This window comes from Bradyrhizobium sp. USDA 4501 (genome assembly GCF_054062115.1).
Genome location: NZ_JBSSEX010000001.1, coordinates 6,342,615 through 6,365,321 on the forward strand (window position 1 = coordinate 6,342,615; position 22,707 = coordinate 6,365,321).

Genomic DNA, 22,707 nt, shown 5'->3' on the forward strand with positions numbered 1-22,707 from the left:
GGATGTCACACGCGGGCTTGACCCGCGTGTCCATCGCTTCAAGGCAAGATGGATTGCCGGATCAAGTCCGGCAATGACGATGGAGAAACACGCAAGATGACGATGACCGACGATCCGCTCGTTTCGACCGAATGGCTGGCTGCGCATCTCGGCGATGCCAACGTCAAGGTGCTCGACGCGACCTTCAAGCTGCCCGGCGTGCTGCCATTGCCGAAGGACGATTATCTCGCCGCGCATCTGCCGGGTGCTGTGTTCTTCGATGTCGACGCGGTGTCCGACCATGCCAATCCGCTGCCGCACATGTTTCCGAGCGCCGAGCAGTTCGGCCGCGACATCGGTGCGCTTGGCATCGGCAATGCCGACACCGTGGTGATCTACGATTCCGGCGGCTGGGTCGCGGCACCGCGCGCCTGGTGGATGTTCCTGTCCTATGGCCATCGCAACGTGCGCATTCTCAACGGCGGTTTGAAGAAGTGGCGCGCCGAGGGCAGGGCGGTCGAGAGCGGCGAGGTGAAGCCGAAGCCTGCGACCTTCAAGGCGAGCTACGATCCGCAGCGCGTGCGCAGCATCGAGCAGATGATCGCCAATGTCGAAAGCCGTGCCGAGCAGGTGATCGATGCGCGCGCCGCCGACCGCTTCGAAGGCCGCGCGCCGGAGCCGCGTCCGGGCATCCGCGCCGGCCACATCCCAGGCGCCCGCAACGTGCCCTACAACCAATTGTTCGATGCCGCGACCGGCGAGATGAAGCCGCTCGATGACCTGCGCAAGTCGTTCGCGGGCGCCGGCGTGAAGCTCGATGCGCCCATCGTCACGAGCTGCGGGTCCGGCGTCTCGGCCGGCGTGCTGACGCTTGCGCTCTACCGGCTCGGCGTCACCGAGAGCGCGCTCTATGACGGCTCGTGGTCGGAATGGGGGCAGGCGAGCGGCCCGCCGATCGCAACGGGGCCGGCCTGACAGGTCGTTCCTGCTTGCTAGCGCCGGGTGAGCGGCACCAGGGTCGGCTGGCCGAACGGATCGAGCTGCTGCTGCTGAACGACCTGCCGAACCGGCGGCGCGCGGACAATCCGCCGCCGCTCCTTGCGATGTGCCGGCTCGCTGACCGCGCTGCGCTCCGGCTTCTTCGCCTCAGCGGCCTTCGGCGCTACCGGCACTTCGACAACAACTTCGGGCCCACCCAGCGTTGCGATCTTGGTCGCGGCCGCGATCGCCTCGGGTGATGGCGGCGGGGCGGGCTCCGGCGCTGCCATTGCGGGTGCCGGCGGCGGAAGCGCGGGCTCGCTGGGGGCAGGCGGATCGGCGACGGCGGCGACCTTGGCCTCGGTGGCCGCCGGTGCGGCTTCGGCGGCAGCGGGCGTTGGCTCCGATGCCGGCGAAGGATCTGCGGTCGGAATCTGCGCCGCGCCGTCGGCGGGCTGAGCTGGCGCGGGGGTCTCCGTGGCTTGGGCCTCCGGCTTCGGCGGAGCGGGTGGGACCCGATCATCCGCCGTCACGGCGGCGACCTTCTCCGGCTCGGCTGCAGGGGCGGCGATCTCAGCGGGAGCGGCCGGCTCGGACGGGGCTGCCGGCGTATCGGTCGTCACCTTGTCGGCGGCGGGCGGATCGACCCGCACCATGGCAAGCACCGGCGGGGTCTCGGGCTGCTGCGCGAATTGCGGCTCGGGCGGCGGCGCCCGGCGGGCCGGAATGCTGGCGAACTCTTCATGCGCCGCGCGGAACAGCGCGGCTGCCCCTAACCCGAACACCAGAAGCGAAGTCGCCAGCACGATCGCGGCGAACAGAAAACGAAGGCCGGGGAGCATGGGCGCGGGTTCCCCCTTCTGCGGGAGGGTCTTCGATGTCGAGGGAACGCGGTGACCACACAAGAAAGCCGGCGTCGCGAGCGCGAATCAGGCCAATTCGAAGATATCGCAACGTCCGGGGACTGTTTGTTACAAAATGCGGGTGATTGATGACTTTGGCCACGTGGACAAACATTCCCGACCCGTGAGACATCTTTGCCGCAGCGTTGACGCGAAATCACAAAAGGCCCGGAATAGCCCGGGTTTCGCGGATTTGTCTTGAATGCGCCGCTATCTTCCTGCATTGGGCCGTTAACAGTCCGGTGTGGCTTGGGGACTATAACAGAGCAATGATGATCAACCGCATTCTGACGATTTGCGCTGCCGGGGCTCTCGGCGTGGCAGGAACCTCGCTTGCGCATGCGCAGCAGGGTTATCCGGCGCCCCAAGGCACCGCCTATTCGACGGCGCCCCAGCCCTACCCCCAGGGCAGCATGCCGGATTTCGACGCACTCAATGACGATGACGGGCAGGATTCGGCCGCATTGCCGCCGCCCGGCCCGGTGCTGTCGCCGAACGACCCGCGCTATGGCCGTCCGGCGAATGCGCCCGCCTATTCCGATCGTGGCGCGCCGACCGGCCCAGTGATGTCGCCGGACGATCCGCGCTATGGCCGCCCGATGAATGCTCCTCCGGTCTATTCCGACCGTGGCGCGCCGACTGGGCCGGTGATGTCGCCCGATGATCCCCGCTATGGCCGTCCGATGGGGCCGCCGCCGGTGATCTACGGCGATCGTCCGGGTGCGCAACAAGCCAATCGCGACAATGGCGTTCCGGCCGCCGGTGTTTCCTACGGCGACGACCGCGGCGGCATGCGTCCGCCCGAGGGCGTTACCGGAGCCGTGCCGCAGCAGCAGGCGCCGGTTGATGCCAACGGCAAGCCGGTGCAGATCGCGGCGCTGCCGCCGGACGACCAGCCAGAAGACGCCCCGGCGCAACTGCCGCCGAAACTGCGTCGCCAGGAAGTGTCGTTCGCGACCAAGGAGCCGGCAGGCACGATCGTTGTCGATACGTCGAACACCTACCTCTATTACATCCTGGGCAACGGCCGGGCGATCCGTTACGGCGTCCGTGTCGGCCGCGACGGCTTCACCTGGACCGGCGTGCAGAAGATCACCCGTAAGGCCGAGTGGCCGGATTGGCATCCGCCGACCGAGATGATCGAGCGTCAGCCCTATCTGCCGCGCTTCATGGCCGGCGGACCCGGCAACCCGCTCGGCGCCCGCGCGATGTATCTCGGCTCGACCGTGTACCGTATTCACGGCACCAACCAGCCGTCGACCATCGGCAAGTTCGTCTCGTCGGGCTGCATCGGCATGCTGAACGAGGACGTCTCCGACCTGTTCGAGCGTGCCAAGGTCGGCACCCGCGTGGTTGTGCTGCCCGGTGGTCCGCCGCCGGGAACGGCGACGGCTTCTGCCGCGCCCGCGAACCCGATGGCTCCCTCTGCGGCCCAGGCTCAGGCGGCCGCGCCGCTGCCCGGCACGCAGCCGACCACGGTGCAGCCGCTGCCCGCACCGGTGACGGTGCGCTAGGCCAACCGGCAAGTTCATCATTGAAAAAGGCGCGCGAACAGCGCGCCTTTTTTTGTTGCAACAAGCCGCGCATTTCGACGTTGCAGCTTGGGAAGCAATGCGATGCAGGACGTCTGCGAGACCTATCCGCCGCTGAATGCGCCAAAGCCTGTCGCCGATGACGTATGGATGATCGATGGTTCGATCATCCGGTTCGGTCCGCGCTGGTTCAAGATGCCGTTTCCAACGCGCGCGACGATCGTTCGTCTGCCGGGTGGGCGGCTGTTCATTCACTCGCCGACACCATTGCTGGCCGAGCTCAAGGCCGCAATCGTTGAGCTGGGCGTACCGCGCTGGATCATCGGTCCGAACCGTCTGCATTACTGGTGGATTCCGCAATGGAATGCTGCCTATCCCGACGCGCGCATCTTCCTTGCGCCCGGGATCAAGCAACAGGCGGACAATCGGCTGACCTTCGAAGGCGAGCCACTGGAACGATCATCCGGCTATCCCTGGGATGAGTGGATCGCGACGCTGCTGGTGGCAGGCAGCTACATGACGGAGGTCGTGTTCTTCCATCTGCCGTCGCAGACATTGCTGCTGACGGACCTGATCGAGAATTTTGAGGCCGGACGAGTCCGCTCGCCGTTGATGCGGTTCCTGATCTGGCTCGGCGGCGTGCGCGATCCCGACGGCAGCACGCCAACCGATCTGCGCTCGACCTTCCTGCAGGACAGGGACGCGATGAAGGCCGCGGTCGCCCGCATGATCGAATGGGATCCGGAGCGGATCATTCTCGCCCACGGGCGCTGGTACGACCGGGACGGCCGCGCCGAGCTCGAACGCGCGTTCCGCTGGCTCGGCTAGCCGCAGTGAATGCCGCTGTCAGGCCAGGCGCCGCGGCGGCTCGTTGCCCTTGGTGAAAGCATCGATGCACTCGACCATCTGCTGATAATGCGCCTGCAGGCTCTCGCGCGTCGCGTAGCCGAGATGCGGCGTGATCACGACGTTGTCGAGCTTGCGCAGCGGGTGATCCGACGGCAGCGGCTCGACCGAGAACACGTCGATGCCGGCGCCGGCGATCGTCTTGTCGCGCAGCGCCGCGAACAGGGCGTCCTCATCGACGATCGGCCCGCGCGCGGTGTTGACGAGATAGGCCGACGGCTTCATGCGGGCGAGATCGGCGGCGCCGACCAGTCCGCGCGAGCGCGGGCTCAGCACGACATGGATGGTGATGATGTCTGATGTCGCGAACAGCTCGTCCTTGCTGGCATAGCCGACGCCGGCCTCCTTGCACTTCTCCGGCGTCAGATTGGGACTCCAGGCGATGACGTTCATGCCGAACACTTTGGCCATGCCGGCGACCTTGCTGCCGAGCTTGCCGAGGCCGATGATGCCGAGCGTCTTGCCCTCGATCTCGGTACCGGCAAAGGTCTGCCAGGCCTCGCCGGCGTGCATGCGCGCATTCTCGCGGCCGATGCCGCGCGTCAGTTCCAGGATCAGGCCCATGGTCAGCGGCGCGGTGGGATCGCGGCTATATTGGGTGCCGCACAACACCACCTTGCGGTTCTTGGCGGCCTCCATGTCGATCGCCGCGTTGCGCATGCCTGACGTGATCAGGAGCTGCAGCCTGGGCAGCGCGTCGAGCAGGCTCTTCGGGAACGGGGTGCGCTCGCGCATCGCGCAGATGATCTCGAAATCCTTCAGCTTCGTCGCCGCTTCCGCCTCGCTCGCGAACGGCTTGTCGAACACGGTGACGTCGACCCGGTCCTTGACCTTCGGCCAGTCGGCCACCGAAAGCGCGATGTCAAAATAGTCGTCGAGGATTGCACAGCGGAGCCGCGTCATCGGGGAGGTCCATTCAGGGTGAGGACGACGGCGGGAGATCAACCGTCGGGATACCCGTCATGGTCGCGCGCAATCGGCAGGCGCGCAAGCGGCCGCGGGTTCAAAAAGCGGCGATTGTCACACGCGCGGCGACGGCTTCTTCGTGGCGCGGATATCGGCGAGCATCGAGCGGACCGCCGGCGACAGCGCCATCTGCTTGGCACGGCAGGCCGGACCCGGGCCGCGCATATAGTGCAGTTCCGGCCGGTAGGGATTGAAAGCCTTGGCGACGAAGGCGCGCCAAAAGGCGCGGAATTCGGCGAACAGCGTCGCCTCGCCTTTGGTCGTCGGGCGCGGAAGGGGTGCTGAAATGATGGTAGCCATGACGTGGCCTCAACTGTTTTGGCCGCGGTTCTGCCGCGAAAATCGCCGTTTTTCGGCGTTGAGAACGAGTTTTGGCCTGATTTATTAAAAGATGGTTTCAATTGTCGTGATTCGGCGCACACATGACGTCGAGCCCGTAATCATCCGTGGTGAAGCCGCGAAACGTGGTGAACGGACGGAAAACAGAGGTCCCGCGGTTGCGCTTTCGGGGGCCGGCCGTTACATCGGCGGCAGCAAAATTTCCACAAATCGGATCAATTCCAGGGACAGCGGATGGCTCGCCAGTTCATCTATTTCATGCAGGGTCTGACCAAGGCGTACCCGACCCGCAAGGTGCTCGATAACATCCATCTGAGCTTCTACCCGGACGCCAAGATCGGCGTGCTCGGCGTCAACGGCTCGGGCAAGTCGACGCTGCTCAAGATCATGGCCGGCCTCGACAAGGAGTATAACGGCGAGGCCTGGGTCGCCGAGGGCGCCCGCGTCGGCTATCTCGAGCAGGAGCCGCACCTCGATCCGGCACTCAACGTTCGTGAGAACGTCATGCAGGGCGTCGCCAAGCAGAAGGCGATCCTCGACCGCTACAACGAGCTTGCGGTCAACTATTCGGACGAGACCGCCGACGAGATGACCAAGCTGCAGGACGAGATCGAGGCCCAGGGCCTGTGGGATCTCGACAGCAAGGTCGACCAGGCGATGGACGCGCTGCGCTGCCCGCCCGACGATGCCGATGTCACAAAACTGTCCGGCGGTGAACGCCGCCGCGTGGCGCTGTGCCGCCTGCTGCTCGACCAGCCGGAATTGCTGCTGCTGGACGAGCCGACCAACCATCTCGACGCCGAATCGGTGTCGTGGCTGGAAGGCCATCTGCGCAACTATCCCGGCGCGATCCTGATCGTGACCCACGACCGCTACTTCCTCGACAACGTCACGGGCTGGATCCTCGAACTCGACCGCGGCCGCGGCATCCCGTACGAGGGCAATTACTCGTCCTGGCTGGTGCAGAAGCAGAAGCGACTCGAGCAGGAAGGCCGCGAGGATGCCGCGCATCAGAAGACGCTGGCCCGCGAGCAGGAATGGGTGGCGTCCTCGCCGAAGGCGCGCCAGGCCAAGTCGAAGGCCCGCTACCAGCGCTACGAGGATTTGCTCAAGAAGGCGAGCGAGAAGCAGACCCAGACCGCGCAGATCATCATTCCGGTCGCCGAGCGGCTCGGCGCCAACGTCGTCGACTTCGAAGGTCTCAGCAAGGGATTTGGCGATCGCCTGCTGATCGACGATCTCACCTTCAAGCTGCCGCCCGGCGGCATCGTCGGCGTGATCGGTGCCAACGGCGCCGGCAAGACCACGCTGTTCAAGATGATCACCGAGCAGGAGACGCCGGACAAGGGCACCATCACGGTCGGCGAGACCGTGCATCTCGGCTATGTCGACCAGTCGCGCGACGCGCTCGAGGGCAACAAGACGGTGTGGGAGGAGATCTCCGGGGGCAACGAGCTGATCCTGCTCGGAAAGAAGGAAGTCAATTCGCGCGGCTACTGCTCGGCGTTCAACTTCAAGGGCGCTGACCAGCAGAAGAAGGTCGGCGCGTTGTCAGGCGGTGAGCGCAATCGCGTGCATCTCGCCAAGATGCTGAAGTCGGGCGCCAACGTGCTGCTGCTCGACGAACCGACCAACGACCTCGACGTCGACACGCTGCGCGCGCTGGAAGAGGCGCTCGAGGATTTCGCCGGTTGCGCCGTCATCATCAGCCATGACCGCTGGTTCCTCGACCGCATCGCGACCCACATCCTGGCCTTCGAGGGCGACAGCCATGTCGAATGGTTCGAGGGCAACTTCCAGGATTACGAAAAGGACAAAATGCGCCGGCTCGGCCAGGACAGCATCATTCCGCATCGCGTGAAGTACAAGAAGCTGACGCGCTGACCAGTATGAACGGTCGAACGCGGCATCTCGCCGCGCTCGACCGTTCTTCGTTGGCAGGATCGTGACGGCATCGCGGCGCAATGTGCGGCCAGTTGTCGCTTTTCAAGCGCGCGGGATTGCGTAGATAGAGCGCTCCGCAATTTTCAATCCTGCGAGCACTCCACCATGTCCGCACTTTCTGAGGCGCGCGCCCCCGCGAAGGGCCGGTCGCTGCGTCCCGTTCCCATGCTGATCTTCGGATCGCGCTGGCTGCAATTGCCACTCTATGTCGGCCTGATCATCGCCCAGGGCGTCTATGTCGTGCTGTTCCTCAAGGAACTATGGCACCTGTTCGCCCATGCCTTCGATTTCAGCGAGCAGCAGATCATGCTGGCCGTTCTCGGCCTGATCGACGTCGTCATGATCTCGAACCTGTTGGTGATGGTGATCGTTGGCGGCTACGAGACCTTCGTCTCGCGCCTCAATCTGCAGGGCCATCCGGACGAGCCGGAATGGCTGAGCCACGTCAATGCCAGCGTGCTGAAGATCAAGCTGGCGATGGCCATCATCGGGATCTCCTCGATCCATTTGCTGCGCACCTTCATCGAGGCCGGCGCGCTGTCGTCAGGCAAGGGCAACTACACCGAGACCGGCGTGATGTGGCAGACCATCATCCACTGCGTCTTCATCCTGTCGGCGATCGGCATCGCCATCGTCGACAAGCTGTCGAACGACTCGATCGAAGGCGCCAAGCAGGCCGCGCATTGAGCGCGGCCGCCAAGGTTCACAGCAATCCGGTGTCGTGGTAAGGCTCACGACACTGATATCGCGGGCGTTGGCCTGATGCCGCGCCCATTGGACCGCTGCGTGAACAGGTTGTTGGATTTGACATTCCTCCGCGCGCTTGCCCTCGGGCTCCTGCTCGCATCCGTCGTCTCACCCGCGCGCGCCGCCGATGCTGCGTTCACCCAGTTCATCGCCTCGCTGTGGCCGGAGGCCAAGGCCGCCGGCGTGTCGCGCGAGACCTTCGATCGCGAGACGCGCTCGCTCGAGCCCGACTACAAGCTGCCCGACCTGATCCTGCCCGGACGTCCGAAGACCGGCGCACCGGCGCAGGCCGAGTTCGTGCAGGTGCCGGCCGATTACATCAGGGAAGCCTCGATCGCGCGGCTCGCCGCCGAGGGGCAGCGGCTGTTGCAGAAGTATCGCTCCTCGCTCGATGCGATCGAGAAGCGGTTCGGCGTCCCGGCCACCGTCGTGCTGGCGATCTGGGGCCGCGAGACCGACTACGGGCGCTATTCGCTGCCCTACGACACGCTGCGCGTGGTGGCGACGCAGGCCTATGTCGGCCGTCGCAAGGATCAGTACCGTACCGAGTTCATCCTGGCGCTGAAGATCCTCGGCGAGGGTGCGGTGACGCGCAAGGAGATGCGCTCCTCCTGGGCCGGTGCGACCGGCTACACCCAGTTTCTGCCGTCGGAATATTACAAGCACGGCGTCGATCTCGACGGCGACGGCCGCGTCGACATCTGGCATTCGGTGCCGGACGCGCTCGCCTCCGCCGCGCAGCAGCTGGTCAACAAGGGCTGGCAGCCCGGCGTGCGCTGGGCCTATGAGGTGCAGGCGCCGGCCAATGCCGACTGCACGATGGGCGTGCCTGAAGTGACGAAGCCGATCAGCCAGTGGCTGCGCGCAGGCTTCGTGCCGGTGCGCGGGCAGAAGCTCAGCGCCGCCGAGCAGGCGCAATCGGCGTCGCTGCTGCAGCCGGAAGGCAGCTACGGTCCCGCCTTCCTGACCACGCCGAACTACTTCGTGATCAAGGAATACAATTTCTCCGATCTCTACGTGCTGTTCGTCGGCCACCTCGCCGACCGCATGACGAGCCCGCAGCCATTCGCGACGCCATGGTCGGCGTCGAAGCAGCTGCGCTCCGCCGATGTCGAGGCGATGCAGCAGCAGCTGACGAAGATCGGTCTCTACAAGGACAAGCTCGACGGCAAGGCCGGGATGCAGACCCGCGCGGCGCTCGGCGCCTATCAGAAGCAGGCCGGGCTGAAGGTCGATTGCTGGCCGAGCGAGGCGGTGCTGCGCGCGATGAACGGGCAGCGCTGATCGGGCCGGCTCGCAGGGCCGCCTGTGGCGAAAAGCAAAAACCCGGCCGCGAGGCCGGGTTTTCGAATGTGATGCTGAAAACGTGTCGGTCGATCAGTCGCAAACCTGGATGCGACGGAAGCGCCAGCCGTAGCCGTCCCAGAAGCGCTCACGAACCATGCGGCACGGGGCCTCTTCGACGTAAACCGGCGCCGGTGCGACATAGACCGGGGCGGGGCGAGCGCCTGCGATAGCGCCGCCCAGCAGGGCGCCGCCGATCAGGCCGCCGGCAACGCCGGCCGCGACGGCGCCGCCGTCACCAGCCTTGGCAGCCGGAGCAACGGCCAGCGAACCGGCAATCGTGGTGACGGCGACAAGGGCAGCTAAAGTCTTCTTCATGTCTTTGGCTCTCCTGGAAGGTGGTGGCGTCGTGGTTCGGCGCCAGGTTGAGGTGACTCACACGCTGATCTCGAACTGCTGTCTTGCTAAACAGCGCAGAACAGTCAACCGAAAGTAAACGTCCGCAGGCTGATCGCGCAGAAAAGCGGTTTTTTCTGGCCATCTGCAGCAGATGTCCCGGAGAAACAGTCGGTTTTTCCGGGACATTTGGTTCGATTTAATCGAGATGAACGGCGATCAATCGCAAACGCGGACGCTGCGAACGCGCCAGGTGTAGCCGTCCCAGAACCGCTGGCGCTGCCAGAAGCAATCGGGACCATAGCCGGGCTCGGCGACATAGGCCGGACCGGGCGCATAGTAGCCGTATCCGGGACCGTAATAGCGGTTCTGCGATGCGATCGCGCCACCGACAATGGCGCCACCGATCAATCCCGCAGCGACGCCGGCGGCGACACCGCGTTGTGCCTGGGCGGGGGCGGGCACCGCCACAGTCGAAGCCGCCACAGCGGCAACGGCGCAAAGCGCCAGCAATGTCTTCTTCATGGCCTCACCTTTCTCGCGGCAGCAGGGACAGCGTGCATTGGCGATCTGTCTCGCCGGAGGGTTCCATATTCAGCTTGAATGATCAATGAACGACGCTGCCGCATTCGCGACCAAATGCTTGCAGTTTTTGCAATATCTTGCAACGCACAAGCCCGATAGCGCCGCGGCGAGGCGCCTACTCATGGGGGCCGGTGGCGAAGGCAGCGGTTATTGGCCCGTCAGCCACCCGGCGGGTGTCGGATTCCTGACCTCCGACCGATTTAGACTCATTCCAATATGAATCCCGCATCAGTTTGGAATTGCTACAAAAACCGCTTTTTCCTTTTGCATCCCGCGGGAGCCGACAATATCCATATTGCCAAGCATCACCGTTGGACCCCGCCTTTCTCCGATGATTGTCTGTTCCTGTAACGTCCTTAGCGACCACGATGTCCGCAATGCCGTCAATGGCGGTGGGTCCGTGACTCGAAATGCCAAGCAGGTGTACGGCTGCCTCGGCTGCAGTGCCGAATGCGGCCGCTGCGCGCGCACCATCAAGGCGATCATCGACGAGGCGCTCGGTCCCTGCGCTAAGGCCTGCTGCTCCGGCTGCCCCCACAGCGGCCATCCGCACGCCGCCAACGAGGACGCCGAGCCGGCCGAATTCGCGCTCGCGGCCTGCTAACGCTTCTCGTTTCGACGCGCTTCCTGACGGCGAACCGGCTTCCGTTTCGCTGGAAGACGCTGCGCTAATCCTTCGAATCCGGTTATCCACGCGCTGCTTCTGCGAAGAGTTGCTCTTGCCGATAATCTGATTTAGAAGCATTCTAAGTTTAGCGCCGGCCAAGGTTGGCCGCGACAGGTGGAGTGGATCATGCAAGGCGACCCGAAGGTCATCGATTATCTGAACAAGGGGCTGCGCAGCGAACTGACCGCCATCAATCAGTACTGGCTGCACTACCGGATGCTCAACAATTGGGGCCTCCTGGAGATGGCCAAGGTCTGGCGCAAGGAGTCCATCGAGGAGATGGAGCACGCCGACAAATTCGTCGATCGCATCCTGTTCCTCGACGGCTTCCCGAACCTGCAGGTGCTCGATCCCCTGAAGATCGGCCAGGACGTCAAGGAGATCATCGAGTGTGACCTCGCCGCTGAGATCGGCGCGCGCACGCTCTACCAGGAGGCGGCGACCTACTGCCATGGCGTCAAGGACTATGTCAGCCGCGACCTGTTCGAGCAGCTGATGAAGGACGAGGAAGACCACATCGACTTCCTCGAGACCCAGCTCGACCTGATCAAGCGCATCGGCCTTGAGCTCTACACCCAGAAGCACGTCGGTCATCTGAAGGGCGAGGATTCCTGACCGGCTGTCAGCCGCGCGCCGAGCGTCTGCCAAAATACGAGAGGCCGGCCTTGCGGGCGGCCTCTTTTGTTTTTGTGAACGAGCTATTCGTCAGTAGCACCGCGTGATGTTGATGGTGCGGTCGCCGCCGCGGCCGGGCACCGTGACGCTCTCGGTGGGGCAGCTCGACACATAGGGCCGATCCGACGGCACCACGGCCGGCGGATAGCGGTGCGCCCAATCCCACGGCACGTCCTGGGTGTAGGTGTAGCGGACGTCGCTCGAGACCGGCGCCGGGACCTCGGCGGCGAAAGGAACGCTCGCCGCGCCATCATAATATCCGCCCGCGTCCGGCAACACGATGCCGGGCACCCGCACATGATGGCGGAAAGCTGGATGATGCGAGGAGAACGTGCCGCGCGCTGCGGATCCGGATCTCGCATAGGTCTCGGTCGGGGAAGCAAGCAGCAGCGCTGCAACGCCAAGGTAAACACCAAGGGACGCCATCAGCGCCCCAGTTGTTCGATACGCCATTCTTCGAAGAGCCATGGCACGCACCAACTCGCGGTTACGGAGCATTTCTGCAGACGCTAGGCCGCGCCTCATGGCGCCCGCAAACTCATCCTTAATTATTGGTTAAAAAGTAAGGTTAACAGGGAGTAACTGTTTCAAATTGACGCGACCTCGCGCGCAGGCTTCCCGCGCAGGCGGCGGGCGCCGTTCAGACCGCATCCGCCGGAACGAAGCAGCTGATGATGATGCTGCCGCGGTGGTGCACGTACCACACCACGGCCTCGCCGACCGGGTTGCCGCGATCGCGGATCACGGCGCGCTCCGGCACCATCATCCACTCGCCCTCGATCGGCACCCAATAGGCGCCGCCCCGAACGTCGTAGCTGGTGCGATGGCCGTCGGAGATGTCGCAGCACGGCACGCCATTCGGCGCGATCACGCTCTTGAACCAGGCGCGGATATCGGGCGGCACGTTGTCATATTGGCCGTTGTCGAACGCCAGTGCAGCGCCCGCCATCATGGCGAGCCACGCAAGCACCGCGACATGCGTGAGCCTTCGCATTACCTTCCTCCGGCGAAAACTTCTACGTGACCCGCGCGTAGCGTCACGCGAATCCGGTGTTTGCGCGATTAGGCACGAACCGCGCGCGGGATGCATGCTCAAAGAATCGGCGAAACCGCGCAGTCAGGCGTGATGCAGTGCGGGATGGTTGCGCTCAGGTTGGTTGCTTCGTGCGCGCCTTCTTCGCGGCTTTCACCGCGATATTGTCCCGCGCCATTTCGAGCACGCTGCGCAGCGTGATCTGATCCGCTTTCGCGAGGCGGACATTGGTGCTGCCGCTCTTGCCCCAGCCGCCCGGCACCGGCCGGAGATCTCCGGCTCGGCCTCGACCACCATCGCCTGCTGCTCAGGTGTCAGCTTCACCATGCCCCAATCCTGGTCGGGATAGCCGAGCGTCGCGAAGATGCGCTTGCCGACGCGGAAGTCGGCGGTGCCGTGATGCGCGCCTTCAACGACCTCGGGCAGGCTCAGCGCAATGCGGCGGAAGCGATCAGCGGACATCGCCCTGGCCTCGATCGCTACATCGTGCGTTGCGGCGCCGTCTGCAACAGTTCCTGCAATTGCCTGGCATAGAACCGCGCGTCGCCGGTGGTGAGATGGCCGCGTGTCTCGCTGCTTGCCGGGATCAGATCAATCCTGCCGTTCTTGATCCGCTTCACTGCAGCTTCGGTGACGCCGGTCTCCGGCGGATTACGCTCATCGTCGGCCGCATTGATCGCAAGCAGGGTGGCCTCGATCTTCTCCAGTCCCGCCGACGGATCGTAATCGTGCGAGGCCTCCCATTGATACATGTAGTCGTTGGCATCTGATGTGACCGGCAGCGCCAGCTGGTCGTCGACCAGCTTGTCGGCCTGCGCCGCGGTCGGCGCCAGCGTCTGGTAGCCGAGCGTGCCGCCGGCACTGGCGAAGCGATAGGCGGCGACGGCGTATTTCATCATCCGCGGCTGGCTGGTGTAGTTGCCGCCATTGTAGTCGGGATCGTTGCGGATCGTTTCCAGCATCGTCCGCCGCAGCATCCAGTTGCGTGCCCCCATCGCTGTCGGCTGCGAGGCCATCGGCACCAGCACGTCCATCATCCGCGGATAGCGCACGCCCCAGATCCAGGTGTGCATGCCGCCCATCGAGTTGCCGATTACGAGCCGCAGGTGCTTGATGCCGAGCCCTTCGGTGACGAGCCGATACTGCGCGTCGACCATGTCGTTGTAGTCGTATTTCGGAAAGCTCGTCCGCATCGCGTCCGACGGCTTCGACGATTTGCCGTGCCCGATGCCGTCGGGGATGATGATGTAGTATTTCGCCGCATCGAGCGGCTGGCCGGGGCCGAACAGCTGGCCGGCAAAGCTCGGCGTCATCATGCTGGCCGCCGAGCCGCCGGAGCCGTGCAGCACCAGCACCGGCTGTCCGGTCGGCGCGCCGACCGTGGTGTAGTGCAGCCGCAGTTCCGGCATCACCTCGCCGCTGTGAAACTTGAAGTCCTTTGCGATCCATTCGCCATCCTGCGGCGTGGGATAGTCTGCAGCCATGGCCGGTACCGACATCGAGACAACAACAGCGGCCACAAAGGCCGCGCACCAACGGATCATTATGCTTCTTCCCACGCGCGGCGCATTTGTCCAGCCGCTTGCGTGCAAGCCTAGCATGACGGAAGGCGTCGTCCGATAGCGGCGCCGCGCCCCTGACGCAGAAGTGTCCGGTTAACTCGCCTTCAGCACGTTCAGCGCATACCATCCCCAATAGACGCGGTGACGCTGGATCAGGCCGTCATCGATCTCCATGACCTCGACCAGATCCATCTGATCGCCGTCCGGAGACTGCCGTGGATACTCCCAGGTGAGAAGGCGGTCGTCGCTGAAGAAGCCCTGCTTGAAGCGCCGCCGTTGCGGCGGGTTGGTGCGGAACACGCGCGTGATGAACTCGCACAGCGCGTCGCGGCCGCGGACGATCCCGTCTTTGGTCTGCATCAAATGCTGGACCAGCGGGCTCTCGATCGAGGCGTCGGCTGCGTAGAGCGCGAGCGCCGCCTCGAGGTCCTTGTTACCGAGCGCATCATCCCAGAGCCTGTAGATACGTTCCGCGTCGTTGCTGCCAGCTGTCATGATCGTTCCCTTGTGTTTGGTCGACTGCCGCCCATTTGAACGGAACAGGCCGCCGCGACGTTTCAGGAAAATCTGAAATGAGCTGCGTGGCACGGCGCATGCGGGTAGGACGTTTCGGCGCGATCTGGAGGACGATGCGGTGGGATCATCCCAGGGCTTGCAGACAGGATTTTCGCGGATCGCCGAGGCCTTGGGCGATCCGGTCCGCGAGGCCATGGTCAGTGCGCTGGCCGACGGCAAGGCGCTGCCGGCGGGCGAGCTTGCTGCGGTCGCCGGCATTTCGCCGCAAGGCGCCAGCGCGCATTTGCAGAAGCTGGTCGACGCCCGCGTGCTGTCGGTGTGGGCACAGGGCAGGTTCAGATATTACCGGATCAGGGACGACGACGTCGCGGCGCTGATCGAGAACCTCGTCGATCTTGCGGCCAAGGCCACCGTCGGGCGGCGGCGTGCGATGCCGGCCGAGCAGCTCAGGCGATCGCGGACCTGCTACCACCACCTTGCGGGTCAGCTCGGCGTGCTGTTGTCGAATGCGCTGATCCGCCGCCGCCTCGTCGTGATCGACGGCCGCGATGGTCGCGTGACCGAGCAGGGGTTAGCCTGGTGCCGGGCCGAGGCAATCGATTTCGATTCGGCGCGGCAGCCGCATCTGCGGCTCTGCAACGACTGGACCGAGCGCGTGCCGCATCTCGCCGGTCCGTTTGCCAATGCCGTTCTGGCGCGGCTGGTCGAGATGCGCGGCGTTGCGCCGCATCGGATTCCGCGCGCATTGCGGATCACCGATCGGGGGCGGGCGTTCTTCGACCGGCTTGGCGTCCAGGTTCCGTTCTGAAAGCGACGAGGTGAACTAGCGGCCGTCCTCGACCTCGGTCTCCGGGCGGTCGTTGCCGGAGGCGGTTTCGGTCAGCCATTTGCCGTCCGACGTCTCGTACTGGATCGCCTCGGTGCGGCCGGGGACGCGCTGCTCGTTGGCGGCGCGTCGGGCAGCGGCGAGTGCCGCGGCGTGGGTAGGAAATGGTTCCGAGAACACCCCGTTGACGGTATAGGCCCAGCCGCCGTCGTGCTGGACTACTTTGTAGATCACGTGGCTCATCCGGAACCTCGCTCCACCGTGGACGATGACACTGCCAGAATAGACCACGATGTCGTATTTTGCAGCAGCCGATCGTCCTGAGAGAGCCGCCCCGTTGCCGCGGGCGAGGGAGACCGACATGTGCCGCAATATCAAGACGCTGTTCAACTTCGAGCCGCCCGCCACCGAGGACGAGATCCACGCCTCGGCGCTGCAGTTCGTGCGCAAACTGTCCGGCTTCAACAAGCCGTCGCAGTCCAATGAGGCCGCCTTCAACCTGGCCGTGACCGAGGTCTCGAATGCCGCGCGCAGGCTCCTGATCTCGTTGCAGACCACGGCACCGGCGCGCGATCGCGAGGTGGAGGCGGAGAAGGCGAGGGAGCGTTCGCGCCTGCGGTTTGGCTGAGGGCGGGGCGCACCGTGATGCAGATCACGGTACGGCGCCACGCGTCCGGGCATCGGTGCAGTTCACCGATCCCGGAGCGACGCCATGAAGCCTGCCCTGCTCACGTCCTGTTCGATTGCGTTCGCCGTGCTCTGGACCTGCGGCATGCTGTGGTCGAGCGGGACGATCGACCTTGCCAACGTCATCATCCTGTCGGCTTGCGGGGCGCTCGCGGGCGTTGCCTGGTATTACGCCATGCGCTGGGTCTTCCAACTCATGCACCTCGCTCGACCCTCCGATCCTCCGGCCAATCCGGGCGCGGAGCGGTAGGCATAGGGCGCGGCACGGACAGAGCTGGCCGCGTCGCCGCGCCAGGACAAGAAGGACTACTTCTTGTCCTTCTTGCGGTGCTTCTTCTTTTTCTTGTGATCGTCGTCCTCGTCGTCATCTTCCGCGAAGTCGATGGCGTCGACGTCAAGCGCGATCGCCTCCGCTGCCGCGCGCTCGGCGGCATCGCGCTCGGCGAACTCGGCGGCTTCACGCTCCTTGGTGCGCTTGTAGTCTTCCCAGGCGTCGAAGATCATGTGCAGCCACGGCATCACCTGCTCGATCGACGGCAATTGTCCGGGCGGGCCGGCTTCACCGCGCGGGCCGGCCGGTCCCTGCGGTCCCTGTGGGCCAGCCTCGCCGCGCGGACCCTGCACGCCCGCCTTGCCTTGCGCTCCCGGCTTGCCCTGGGGCCCCGCCTTCCCGACCAGTCCGGGCTTGCCCTGCGGACCCGGCTTGCCGCGCGCACCTTCCGGCCCCGGCCGCCCCGGATGTCCTTGCGGACCGGGCCGACCCGGCTCGCCCTGACGGCCCTGCGGCCCCTGCGCCCCTCGTGACCCCTGGCGGGAGATTGTCTCGTCAGCCACTGATATGCTCCGTCGCGATTTCAAGCCGCTTGTAACAGAGGTTGGATGACGGCTTCAATTCTGCCGGGCGCGGATGATGCAAGCGATCAACAATCATAATTCGATGCGAAGATCGTGACGGGAGGACGCGTTGCGGATTCTGAACGACAGGCGCGGGGCAGTTGCAGGCGACGCAACAGGGACGCTGACGTTCGACATCGTGGTGACGCGGCACGATCTGCGCGACGAAGCGGCGTTTCGCAACACTGGCGTCCTCGATCTGTATGCCGAGCTGTTTCCCCCGAACGAGCGCGACGCCCCCGACGACATTGTGCGTTGGGTGTTGTCAGATGATGTCGGCGAGCGACGAGAGTTCAGCGTCGGTGATCAGCAGCTGTCATATTGCCTCGACTCGCGCTGCTTCATCCTGCGCGCGGAAGGGCGCGCGATCGGCCTCGGCTTCTTCACCTACGATCACGCAAGCGAGCTGATCTACTGCAACTATGTCGGCGTCGCGAAGGCGTGGCGCGGCGGCGGCCTGGCGGGCCGGTTCTATCGCGAGATGATCGAGATGCTCGACGCCTTGTTTCCGCGCAATATCGGCGTGGTGCTCGAGGTCGAGCCGTATGATCGCGATCGCCTGGCGGCGATCATCGGCGATCTCGAACTGACGGGCATGAGGCGGCTCGCAGCGGATCAACAGACCGAGATTCGCAGATTGCTGCGCGTCAACTGGTACGACAAGCTTGGCTATTGCTTCTTCTGCGACGCGCGCGGCATGCAGCCGCTTGAGTGTCGCTCGCCATGCCTCGATCCATCGCTATTGCCATCCGCTTGGGGCGGCGCGGAGGAAAATTATTGGTTGGCCTGGCAGTCGCGGGCCGGCGCGTCCTTGGCGGAGGGCGAGCGCGCGGGTGAGCTCTGGCAAAGAGCCGTCGCTGCGATCTATGTCGAGATCCTCGCAAAATCGCTGGTCGACGACGATCCGAAGGGGCGGCGCGACTATTGGAACTATGCGACGGCGCTGGTCGCGCAGACGCTGCAACAGGCCGCGACGACCGAGGTGCGTCTCGCTCGCTGCCTCGATGCCGACGGCAGCGAGCTGTTGTCGCGCTGGCGGCGGCTTTCGATCGATCTGCCGATCTAGCGTCGACGTGCCGCAAAGCGTGATGAGATCCGGTTGAATCGTCATCACGCTTAGCTCGTTGTCCAAGCACGATCTTCCCGGAAAGCCGCTTCGCGCGTTTCCGGATCTTGCTCTAGGCTGCGGCGTGCTCGCTCAGCGGCACGTCGATCCCGTCGGCCGAATATTCGCGGATCTTGTTCCGCAATGTCCGGACCGACAGCCCGAGCACGCGCGCGGCGCGGGTGCGGTTGCCGTCGCAGCGCGCAAGCGTTTGCAGCACGAGCTCGCGCTCGACTTCATCGACGGTCGCGCCGATCAGCAGTGGGACGATTTCATTTGGAGCCAGCGACGGCAGCAGAGCTTCCGGCGACGGTACGGTGGACGCGTAAGACATGAACTCCTCCCGATCAACGCCCGCTTCGTCGGTGAAGCGAAGACATCGAGAACCAACTACCCCGTAGATCAACGGTGTGCCGGTTTGGTTAACAAGCCCTTAACGCGCCCCTAACTCCCTGCTCTGTAAGCAAAATACCCAGAAATCGCCACGATTGCGGTTCCATCCGTCACAATGTGCGGTAGCCGCCATCGACCATCACGATCGATCCCGAGACATAGGCCGACAGGTCCGAGGCGAGGAAGATGGCGGGGCCGACGATGTCCTCCGGCTTGCCGGCGCGGCCGAGCGGGGTGTGGTCCATGAAGACCTTGACGAGGTCGGGATTGGTGGCGCGCACCTTCTCGTTCAACGGCGTCTCGATGAAGCCCGGCCCGATTGCATTGACGCGCACACCATCCTTGCCGAGTTCGGCGGCCAGCGCCTTGGTGAAGCCGAGCACGCCGTGCTTGGAGGCGGTATAGGCCGGCGAACTCGGCGTGCGCAGATGCACGAAGGACTGGATCGAGCCGATGTTGACGATGCGTCCCTTGTTCTTGCGCAGTGGCGCGAGGAACGAATGCGTCACGTTGAACACGCCGGTGAGATTGATCGAGATGATGTCTTCCCAATCCTTGATCACGGCCTCGTCGGTGCCGAGCATGCCGTTGCGGCGCGCGATGCCGGCATTGTTGACCAGGATCGAGACCGGCCCGGCCTTGTCGGCCACTTGCTTTGCCATCGCGACGCAGGCGTCGCGATTGGTCACGTCGAGCGCAAAGCTCTCCGCCTTGCCGCCGGCATTGCGGATCTCCCTGGCCGCTTCCGCCGCCGCATCGCCGTTCATGTCGAGCAGCACCACGCGCGCGCCCTCGCGGCCGTAGCCCAGTGCGATGGCGCGCCCGATGCCCGAGCCCGCACCGGTGATGACGGCGATGTGATTGTCGAGAAGGGCCATGGCGTTTCCTCGTTCTGATTTGTGAGCGTTGTCGACAACACTATTCAAAACTGCGCCAACCGAAACGCCAAGCCGCGTTTGCGCGTTGCTGTTATCCGGATTCGGATGACAGTTACGGACCGCGGACATGGACCCGCATATCAGACACTGGAAAGTTGCGATCGAGCGCTTTTGCGCGGCGCCGGATCCCGACTACCGCGAGATGGCCAAAATGGTCGCGGAGATCGCCGCGACCGACATCGACGAGACGCTGCGGCATGCTGCCGCACAGGTGCTGCCGATCCTGCGCCAGGCGGCGATGAAATCGGCCGACCGCCGCACCAAAGCGATGGCGCTGCGCCGTCTCGGCATCGTCAACGACGCACTGCACATGCTGTCGGCACCGCGGTTTGGCCAGCGCGGCCTGGCGCCGAAGGCGCTGACGCAGGAGGAGCAGTACCGGCAATTGCTCGGCCTGCCGTTCGGCCGCCGGCTCGCAGCGACCGAAGTCCAGCAGGCTTTCAAGCGCGCCGCCAAGACGGTGCATCCCGACGGCGGCGGCAACGGCGCGGCATTCCTCGAACTCGCCGCCGCGCGCGACGCCCTGATCAAGCATCACTGACGCTGGATCGCGTCATATCTGACAGCACAAGGACGGACGCCGCGCTGTTGCCGCGTGTCCGCCTGTGCGTGATCGAATGGCGTTCGCTCAGAACGCGCAGGTGCCGTTGTTCAGGAGGCCGGTCTTGTAGCTGAACGCAGCGTCGAAGGTCGGCAGCTCCTCGCTGACGATGGAGAAGTTCGCCGGCCACGGCGTGGTCGGGATGCTCTGGTCCCAGATCTGGCAGAAGCCGGTGTCCTGCCAGCGGATCAGATGATAGGGCGTGGCGCTTGCCGGGCTTGCCGCAGCAAGCACGGACACGGTGGCGGCAATGGCGGCACAGGCAATCGCAAGACGACGCATGGGAAATCTCCGGTTTGAAAATGAATGCTCCGCGGGGCAATCCTGGAGCTCAGGGGCCGATCGCCCCGGACATGCAGTGAGTATTGCAACCCCGGGAACAGGTTCAAACACCGGTCGTGCGAAAGCACCCGTCAACAAATCGGCCATCGCTGTGCCAAATTGCGCCTGTTTACGCGCTTGCTACAGTCGGAGCATCGCGATTCGCAGCCGTGTCACGACGCGAGCAAATCGACGAGAGCAAATCGACGTGAGTAAATCCTGGGGAGACCACACATGAAACCTTCATCCACCCTGCGTGCTGCGCTTGCCGCGCTGCTGGCGTTCATTGGCCTTGCGTTCTCTTCCGCGGCCCGCGCCGACAGCGGCTTCGTGACGCTCACGATCTACAAGGCCGGATGGATCATCGGTGGCTCCGGCGGCAGCGGCGTGTTGACCTTCCGCGGCCGCTCCTACCGGCTCTCCACCGGCGGCCTCGACTACGGACTGGTGTTCGGCGGCTCCAAGACCCTGCTACGCGGCCGGGTCAGCAACATCAACCGTCCGTCCGACGTTGCCGGCGTCTACGGTGCGGCCGGCGCGGGGCTTGCCGTCGGACGCGGCGCGCGTGCGATCGTGCTGACCAATCAGAAGGGCGCGGTGTTGGAGTTGACCGGCCACCAGGTCGGCCTGATGGCCAACGCCGATCTGAGCGGGCTTGCGATCACGATGCGGTAGAGCATTTCGTTCGGTTTATCCCCGTCATCCTGAGGAGCGCGTCTTCGCGCGTCTCGAAGGATGCACGGCCCGGCTGGTGACCGATTCATCCTTCGAGGCTCGCCGAAGTGGCTCGCACCTCCAGCGACAATGGCATAGCCATTGCGCAGGGATGACGGGGACAGTTAGTCTAAAGCGTTGAGTGCGCGAAGCCGCGTTCACCTGAACAGATGCAGCGCGGCGTATTGCAGCAGCATGATGGTCTTGGCGTCGACGATGCGGCCGTCGCTGATCATGGCGAGCGCGTCGTCGATCGCAAGCTCGAGCACCTCGATGTCCTCGCCCTCGTCGGCGAGCCCGCCGCCGTCACCGATGCGCATCGCGGCGTCGTATTCGGCGACGAAGCAATGCAGCTTCTCGGTCACGGCGCCCGGAGACGTGAAAGCCTCGAACACCTTGCGCACATGCGCGAGCCGGTAGCCGATCTCTTCCTCCGCTTCGGCGCGGATGCGTGCTTCCGGCTCGGCATCGTCGAGCATGCCGGCGGCAACCTCGATCAGCAGATCGTCATAACCGTTGGCGAAAGCGGGGAAGCGGAACTGGCGCACCAGCACGACGCAGCGGGTCGTCAGATTGTAGGGCAACAGCGCAGCGCCGTTGCCGCGATCGTAGACCTCGCGCACCTGGGTCTGCCATTCGCCGTTGGCGCGCCGGTAGTCGAACGTCGCGCTCTTCAGCTCGTAGCGGCGCTTCGAAAGCAGCTCGACGTGCTTGACGCGAACGCGGTCGGCGATGCTCATGCGTCGGTCCTCAGCCCTCTCACGGCGTCGCTTCGCGCCCGTCGAGCCATTTGGCCAGCATCACCGAGGTCGACTCGTCATAGCCGAGCGATTGGTAGAACGCGCCGGCCTTGGCGTTCTCCCGCCGCACCAGCAGTTGCAGCTTCGGCACGCCGGCGGCGCGCAGCCAGTCCTCGGCCGCCGCCATGATGGTGCGGCCAAGCCCCTTGCCCTGGCGGTTGGGATCGACCGCGACGTAATAGACCCAGCCGCGATGACCGTCGTGGCCGACCATCGCGGTCGCCACGATCGCATTGGCGTCGCGGCCGACCAGCACGGCTGAATTCGGTCCGCGCCGCGCCAGCGCGATGTCGGCAGCAGGATCGTTCCATGGCCGCGTCAGGCCGCAGGCCTGCCACAGCGCGACGACATCGGCGATGTCGTTATCGGTGATCTCTGCAATGGCGAGGGAGGCAGAGGAGGAGGGCATCGTCGCCT

31 protein-coding genes are annotated in these 22,707 nt (G+C 64.8%); 14 read left to right on the forward strand and 17 right to left on the reverse strand.

Annotated features, from left to right (window positions below):
- Positions 1-96: 96 nt before the first annotated feature.
- The gene (sseA, locus tag ACVWZM_RS29170) at positions 97-954 is read left to right on the forward strand and encodes a 3-mercaptopyruvate sulfurtransferase (RefSeq protein ID WP_253607152.1); all 858 of its coding nucleotides are present in this window, start codon (positions 97-99) and stop codon (positions 952-954) included.
- A gap of 17 nt (positions 955-971) precedes the next feature.
- Here the strand turns inward: sseA and ACVWZM_RS29175 are convergent, their stop codons facing one another.
- Entirely contained in the window at positions 972-1,799 is an 828-nt protein-coding gene (locus ACVWZM_RS29175) for a hypothetical protein (RefSeq protein ID WP_456855425.1), read from the reverse strand.
- Between the two features lie 329 nt (positions 1,800-2,128).
- Here ACVWZM_RS29175 and ACVWZM_RS29180 point away from each other — a divergent pair, with 329 nt between their 5' ends.
- Together ACVWZM_RS29180 and ACVWZM_RS29185 are read left to right on the forward strand one after the other, a co-directional pair.
- The gene (locus ACVWZM_RS29180; RefSeq protein ID WP_456855426.1) at positions 2,129-3,373 is read left to right on the forward strand and encodes a L,D-transpeptidase family protein; all 1,245 of its coding nucleotides are present in this window, start codon (positions 2,129-2,131) and stop codon (positions 3,371-3,373) included.
- A 102-nt stretch (positions 3,374-3,475) separates the two neighbouring features.
- Positions 3,476-4,219 (forward strand): DUF4336 domain-containing protein, encoded by a 744-nt coding sequence (locus ACVWZM_RS29185; RefSeq protein ID WP_456855427.1) that lies wholly within the window; start codon positions 3,476-3,478, stop codon positions 4,217-4,219.
- An 18-nt stretch (positions 4,220-4,237) separates the two neighbouring features.
- Here the strand turns inward: ACVWZM_RS29185 and ACVWZM_RS29190 are convergent, their stop codons facing one another.
- Both ACVWZM_RS29190 and ACVWZM_RS29195 read right to left on the reverse strand, forming a co-directional pair.
- Positions 4,238-5,200 (reverse strand): D-2-hydroxyacid dehydrogenase family protein, encoded by a 963-nt coding sequence (locus ACVWZM_RS29190; protein ID WP_225160019.1) that lies wholly within the window; start codon positions 5,198-5,200, stop codon positions 4,238-4,240.
- Positions 5,201-5,317: 117 nt separating this feature from the next.
- The gene (locus ACVWZM_RS29195; RefSeq protein ID WP_057019128.1) at positions 5,318-5,563 is read right to left on the reverse strand and encodes a hypothetical protein; all 246 of its coding nucleotides are present in this window, start codon (positions 5,561-5,563) and stop codon (positions 5,318-5,320) included.
- 273 nt (positions 5,564-5,836) lie between these two features.
- Here ACVWZM_RS29195 and ettA point away from each other — a divergent pair, with 273 nt between their 5' ends.
- The 3 genes from ettA to ACVWZM_RS29210 all read left to right on the forward strand — a co-directional run bounded on the left by ettA (position 5,837) and on the right by ACVWZM_RS29210 (position 9,577).
- Complete coding sequence (ettA, locus tag ACVWZM_RS29200; protein WP_057019129.1) at positions 5,837-7,486, forward strand: energy-dependent translational throttle protein EttA; 1,650 nt, start codon at positions 5,837-5,839, stop codon at positions 7,484-7,486.
- Positions 7,487-7,651: 165 nt separating this feature from the next.
- Complete coding sequence (locus tag ACVWZM_RS29205; RefSeq protein WP_057019130.1) at positions 7,652-8,233, forward strand: TIGR00645 family protein; 582 nt, start codon at positions 7,652-7,654, stop codon at positions 8,231-8,233.
- A 99-nt stretch (positions 8,234-8,332) separates the two neighbouring features.
- Positions 8,333-9,577, forward strand: a complete 1,245-nt coding sequence (locus ACVWZM_RS29210) for a lytic murein transglycosylase (RefSeq protein WP_371852160.1) — start codon at positions 8,333-8,335, stop codon at positions 9,575-9,577.
- Between the two features lie 93 nt (positions 9,578-9,670).
- Here the strand turns inward: ACVWZM_RS29210 and ACVWZM_RS29215 are convergent, their stop codons facing one another.
- Together ACVWZM_RS29215 and ACVWZM_RS29220 are read right to left on the reverse strand one after the other, a co-directional pair.
- Positions 9,671-9,955, reverse strand: a complete 285-nt coding sequence (locus tag ACVWZM_RS29215; RefSeq protein WP_016843728.1) for a hypothetical protein — start codon at positions 9,953-9,955, stop codon at positions 9,671-9,673.
- A 237-nt stretch (positions 9,956-10,192) separates the two neighbouring features.
- Entirely contained in the window at positions 10,193-10,498 is a 306-nt protein-coding gene (locus ACVWZM_RS29220) for a hypothetical protein (protein WP_016843729.1), read from the reverse strand.
- Between the two features lie 391 nt (positions 10,499-10,889).
- Here ACVWZM_RS29220 and ACVWZM_RS29225 point away from each other — a divergent pair, with 391 nt between their 5' ends.
- Positions 10,890-11,162, forward strand: coding sequence for a (2Fe-2S)-binding protein (locus tag ACVWZM_RS29225; protein ID WP_016843730.1), 273 nt, complete (start codon positions 10,890-10,892; stop codon positions 11,160-11,162).
- Between the two features lie 189 nt (positions 11,163-11,351).
- Positions 11,352-11,840, forward strand: a complete 489-nt coding sequence (gene bfr, locus ACVWZM_RS29230; RefSeq protein ID WP_026193251.1) for a bacterioferritin — start codon at positions 11,352-11,354, stop codon at positions 11,838-11,840.
- Between the two features lie 90 nt (positions 11,841-11,930).
- Here the strand turns inward: bfr and ACVWZM_RS29235 are convergent, their stop codons facing one another.
- The 5 genes from ACVWZM_RS29235 to ACVWZM_RS29255 form a co-directional block, all read right to left on the reverse strand.
- The gene (locus ACVWZM_RS29235; RefSeq protein WP_141342584.1) at positions 11,931-12,326 is read right to left on the reverse strand and encodes a hypothetical protein; all 396 of its coding nucleotides are present in this window, start codon (positions 12,324-12,326) and stop codon (positions 11,931-11,933) included.
- Between the two features lie 214 nt (positions 12,327-12,540).
- Positions 12,541-12,894, reverse strand: coding sequence for a hypothetical protein (locus tag ACVWZM_RS29240; protein WP_225160027.1), 354 nt, complete (start codon positions 12,892-12,894; stop codon positions 12,541-12,543).
- Positions 12,895-13,086: 192 nt separating this feature from the next.
- Positions 13,087-13,395 (reverse strand): MmcQ/YjbR family DNA-binding protein, encoded by a 309-nt coding sequence (locus tag ACVWZM_RS29245; RefSeq protein WP_456855428.1) that lies wholly within the window; start codon positions 13,393-13,395, stop codon positions 13,087-13,089.
- Positions 13,396-13,412: 17 nt separating this feature from the next.
- Complete coding sequence (locus ACVWZM_RS29250) at positions 13,413-14,477, reverse strand: alpha/beta fold hydrolase (RefSeq protein ID WP_456855429.1); 1,065 nt, start codon at positions 14,475-14,477, stop codon at positions 13,413-13,415.
- 111 nt (positions 14,478-14,588) lie between these two features.
- Positions 14,589-14,990 carry a nuclear transport factor 2 family protein gene (locus tag ACVWZM_RS29255; protein ID WP_456855430.1) on the reverse strand — a complete coding sequence of 134 codons (402 nt, stop codon included), beginning with the start codon at positions 14,988-14,990 and terminating at the stop codon, positions 14,589-14,591.
- 139 nt (positions 14,991-15,129) lie between these two features.
- Between ACVWZM_RS29255 and ACVWZM_RS29260 the strand changes: the two genes are divergently transcribed.
- Positions 15,130-15,819: an ArsR/SmtB family transcription factor gene (locus ACVWZM_RS29260; RefSeq protein ID WP_225160029.1), complete on the forward strand. Its 690-nt coding sequence runs from the start codon at positions 15,130-15,132 to the stop codon at positions 15,817-15,819.
- A 15-nt stretch (positions 15,820-15,834) separates the two neighbouring features.
- Here ACVWZM_RS29260 and ACVWZM_RS29265 read toward each other — a convergent pair whose 3' ends face one another.
- Positions 15,835-16,080 (reverse strand): DUF2188 domain-containing protein, encoded by a 246-nt coding sequence (locus tag ACVWZM_RS29265; RefSeq protein ID WP_016840968.1) that lies wholly within the window; start codon positions 16,078-16,080, stop codon positions 15,835-15,837.
- A gap of 118 nt (positions 16,081-16,198) precedes the next feature.
- Here ACVWZM_RS29265 and ACVWZM_RS29270 point away from each other — a divergent pair, with 118 nt between their 5' ends.
- Positions 16,199-16,465, forward strand: a complete 267-nt coding sequence (locus tag ACVWZM_RS29270) for a DUF2277 domain-containing protein (protein WP_057019313.1) — start codon at positions 16,199-16,201, stop codon at positions 16,463-16,465.
- A gap of 84 nt (positions 16,466-16,549) precedes the next feature.
- On the forward strand, positions 16,550-16,774 hold the full coding sequence (locus ACVWZM_RS29275; RefSeq protein ID WP_076830377.1) for a hypothetical protein: 225 nt from the start codon (positions 16,550-16,552) through the stop codon (positions 16,772-16,774).
- A 56-nt stretch (positions 16,775-16,830) separates the two neighbouring features.
- Here the strand turns inward: ACVWZM_RS29275 and ACVWZM_RS29280 are convergent, their stop codons facing one another.
- A complete protein-coding gene (locus tag ACVWZM_RS29280; protein WP_057019139.1) occupies positions 16,831-17,358 on the reverse strand; it encodes a collagen-like domain-containing protein in 528 nt (175 codons plus the stop codon).
- Between the two features lie 130 nt (positions 17,359-17,488).
- On the opposite strand from ACVWZM_RS29280, the gene ACVWZM_RS29285 reads away from it, so the two are divergent.
- Positions 17,489-18,484: a hypothetical protein gene (locus tag ACVWZM_RS29285; RefSeq protein WP_456855431.1), complete on the forward strand. Its 996-nt coding sequence runs from the start codon at positions 17,489-17,491 to the stop codon at positions 18,482-18,484.
- Between the two features lie 112 nt (positions 18,485-18,596).
- Here the strand turns inward: ACVWZM_RS29285 and ACVWZM_RS29290 are convergent, their stop codons facing one another.
- The gene (locus tag ACVWZM_RS29290; RefSeq protein WP_016840962.1) at positions 18,597-18,857 is read right to left on the reverse strand and encodes a helix-turn-helix domain-containing protein; all 261 of its coding nucleotides are present in this window, start codon (positions 18,855-18,857) and stop codon (positions 18,597-18,599) included.
- A gap of 169 nt (positions 18,858-19,026) precedes the next feature.
- Positions 19,027-19,794 carry an SDR family NAD(P)-dependent oxidoreductase gene (locus ACVWZM_RS29295; protein ID WP_057019141.1) on the reverse strand — a complete coding sequence of 256 codons (768 nt, stop codon included), beginning with the start codon at positions 19,792-19,794 and terminating at the stop codon, positions 19,027-19,029.
- Positions 19,795-19,921: 127 nt separating this feature from the next.
- Here ACVWZM_RS29295 and ACVWZM_RS29300 point away from each other — a divergent pair, with 127 nt between their 5' ends.
- Positions 19,922-20,395 carry a hypothetical protein gene (locus ACVWZM_RS29300; RefSeq protein ID WP_057019142.1) on the forward strand — a complete coding sequence of 158 codons (474 nt, stop codon included), beginning with the start codon at positions 19,922-19,924 and terminating at the stop codon, positions 20,393-20,395.
- 87 nt (positions 20,396-20,482) lie between these two features.
- Here the strand turns inward: ACVWZM_RS29300 and ACVWZM_RS29305 are convergent, their stop codons facing one another.
- A complete protein-coding gene (locus ACVWZM_RS29305; protein WP_225160034.1) occupies positions 20,483-20,737 on the reverse strand; it encodes a hypothetical protein in 255 nt (84 codons plus the stop codon).
- A 273-nt stretch (positions 20,738-21,010) separates the two neighbouring features.
- Between ACVWZM_RS29305 and ACVWZM_RS29310 the strand changes: the two genes are divergently transcribed.
- The gene (locus ACVWZM_RS29310) at positions 21,011-21,451 is read left to right on the forward strand and encodes a hypothetical protein (protein WP_057019144.1); all 441 of its coding nucleotides are present in this window, start codon (positions 21,011-21,013) and stop codon (positions 21,449-21,451) included.
- A gap of 197 nt (positions 21,452-21,648) precedes the next feature.
- Here the strand turns inward: ACVWZM_RS29310 and ACVWZM_RS29315 are convergent, their stop codons facing one another.
- Positions 21,649-22,230 (reverse strand): NUDIX hydrolase, encoded by a 582-nt coding sequence (locus tag ACVWZM_RS29315; protein WP_057019145.1) that lies wholly within the window; start codon positions 22,228-22,230, stop codon positions 21,649-21,651.
- A gap of 19 nt (positions 22,231-22,249) precedes the next feature.
- Positions 22,250-22,699 (reverse strand): GNAT family acetyltransferase, encoded by a 450-nt coding sequence (locus tag ACVWZM_RS29320; RefSeq protein WP_035632483.1) that lies wholly within the window; start codon positions 22,697-22,699, stop codon positions 22,250-22,252.
- Between the last annotated feature and the right edge of the window lie 8 nt (positions 22,700-22,707).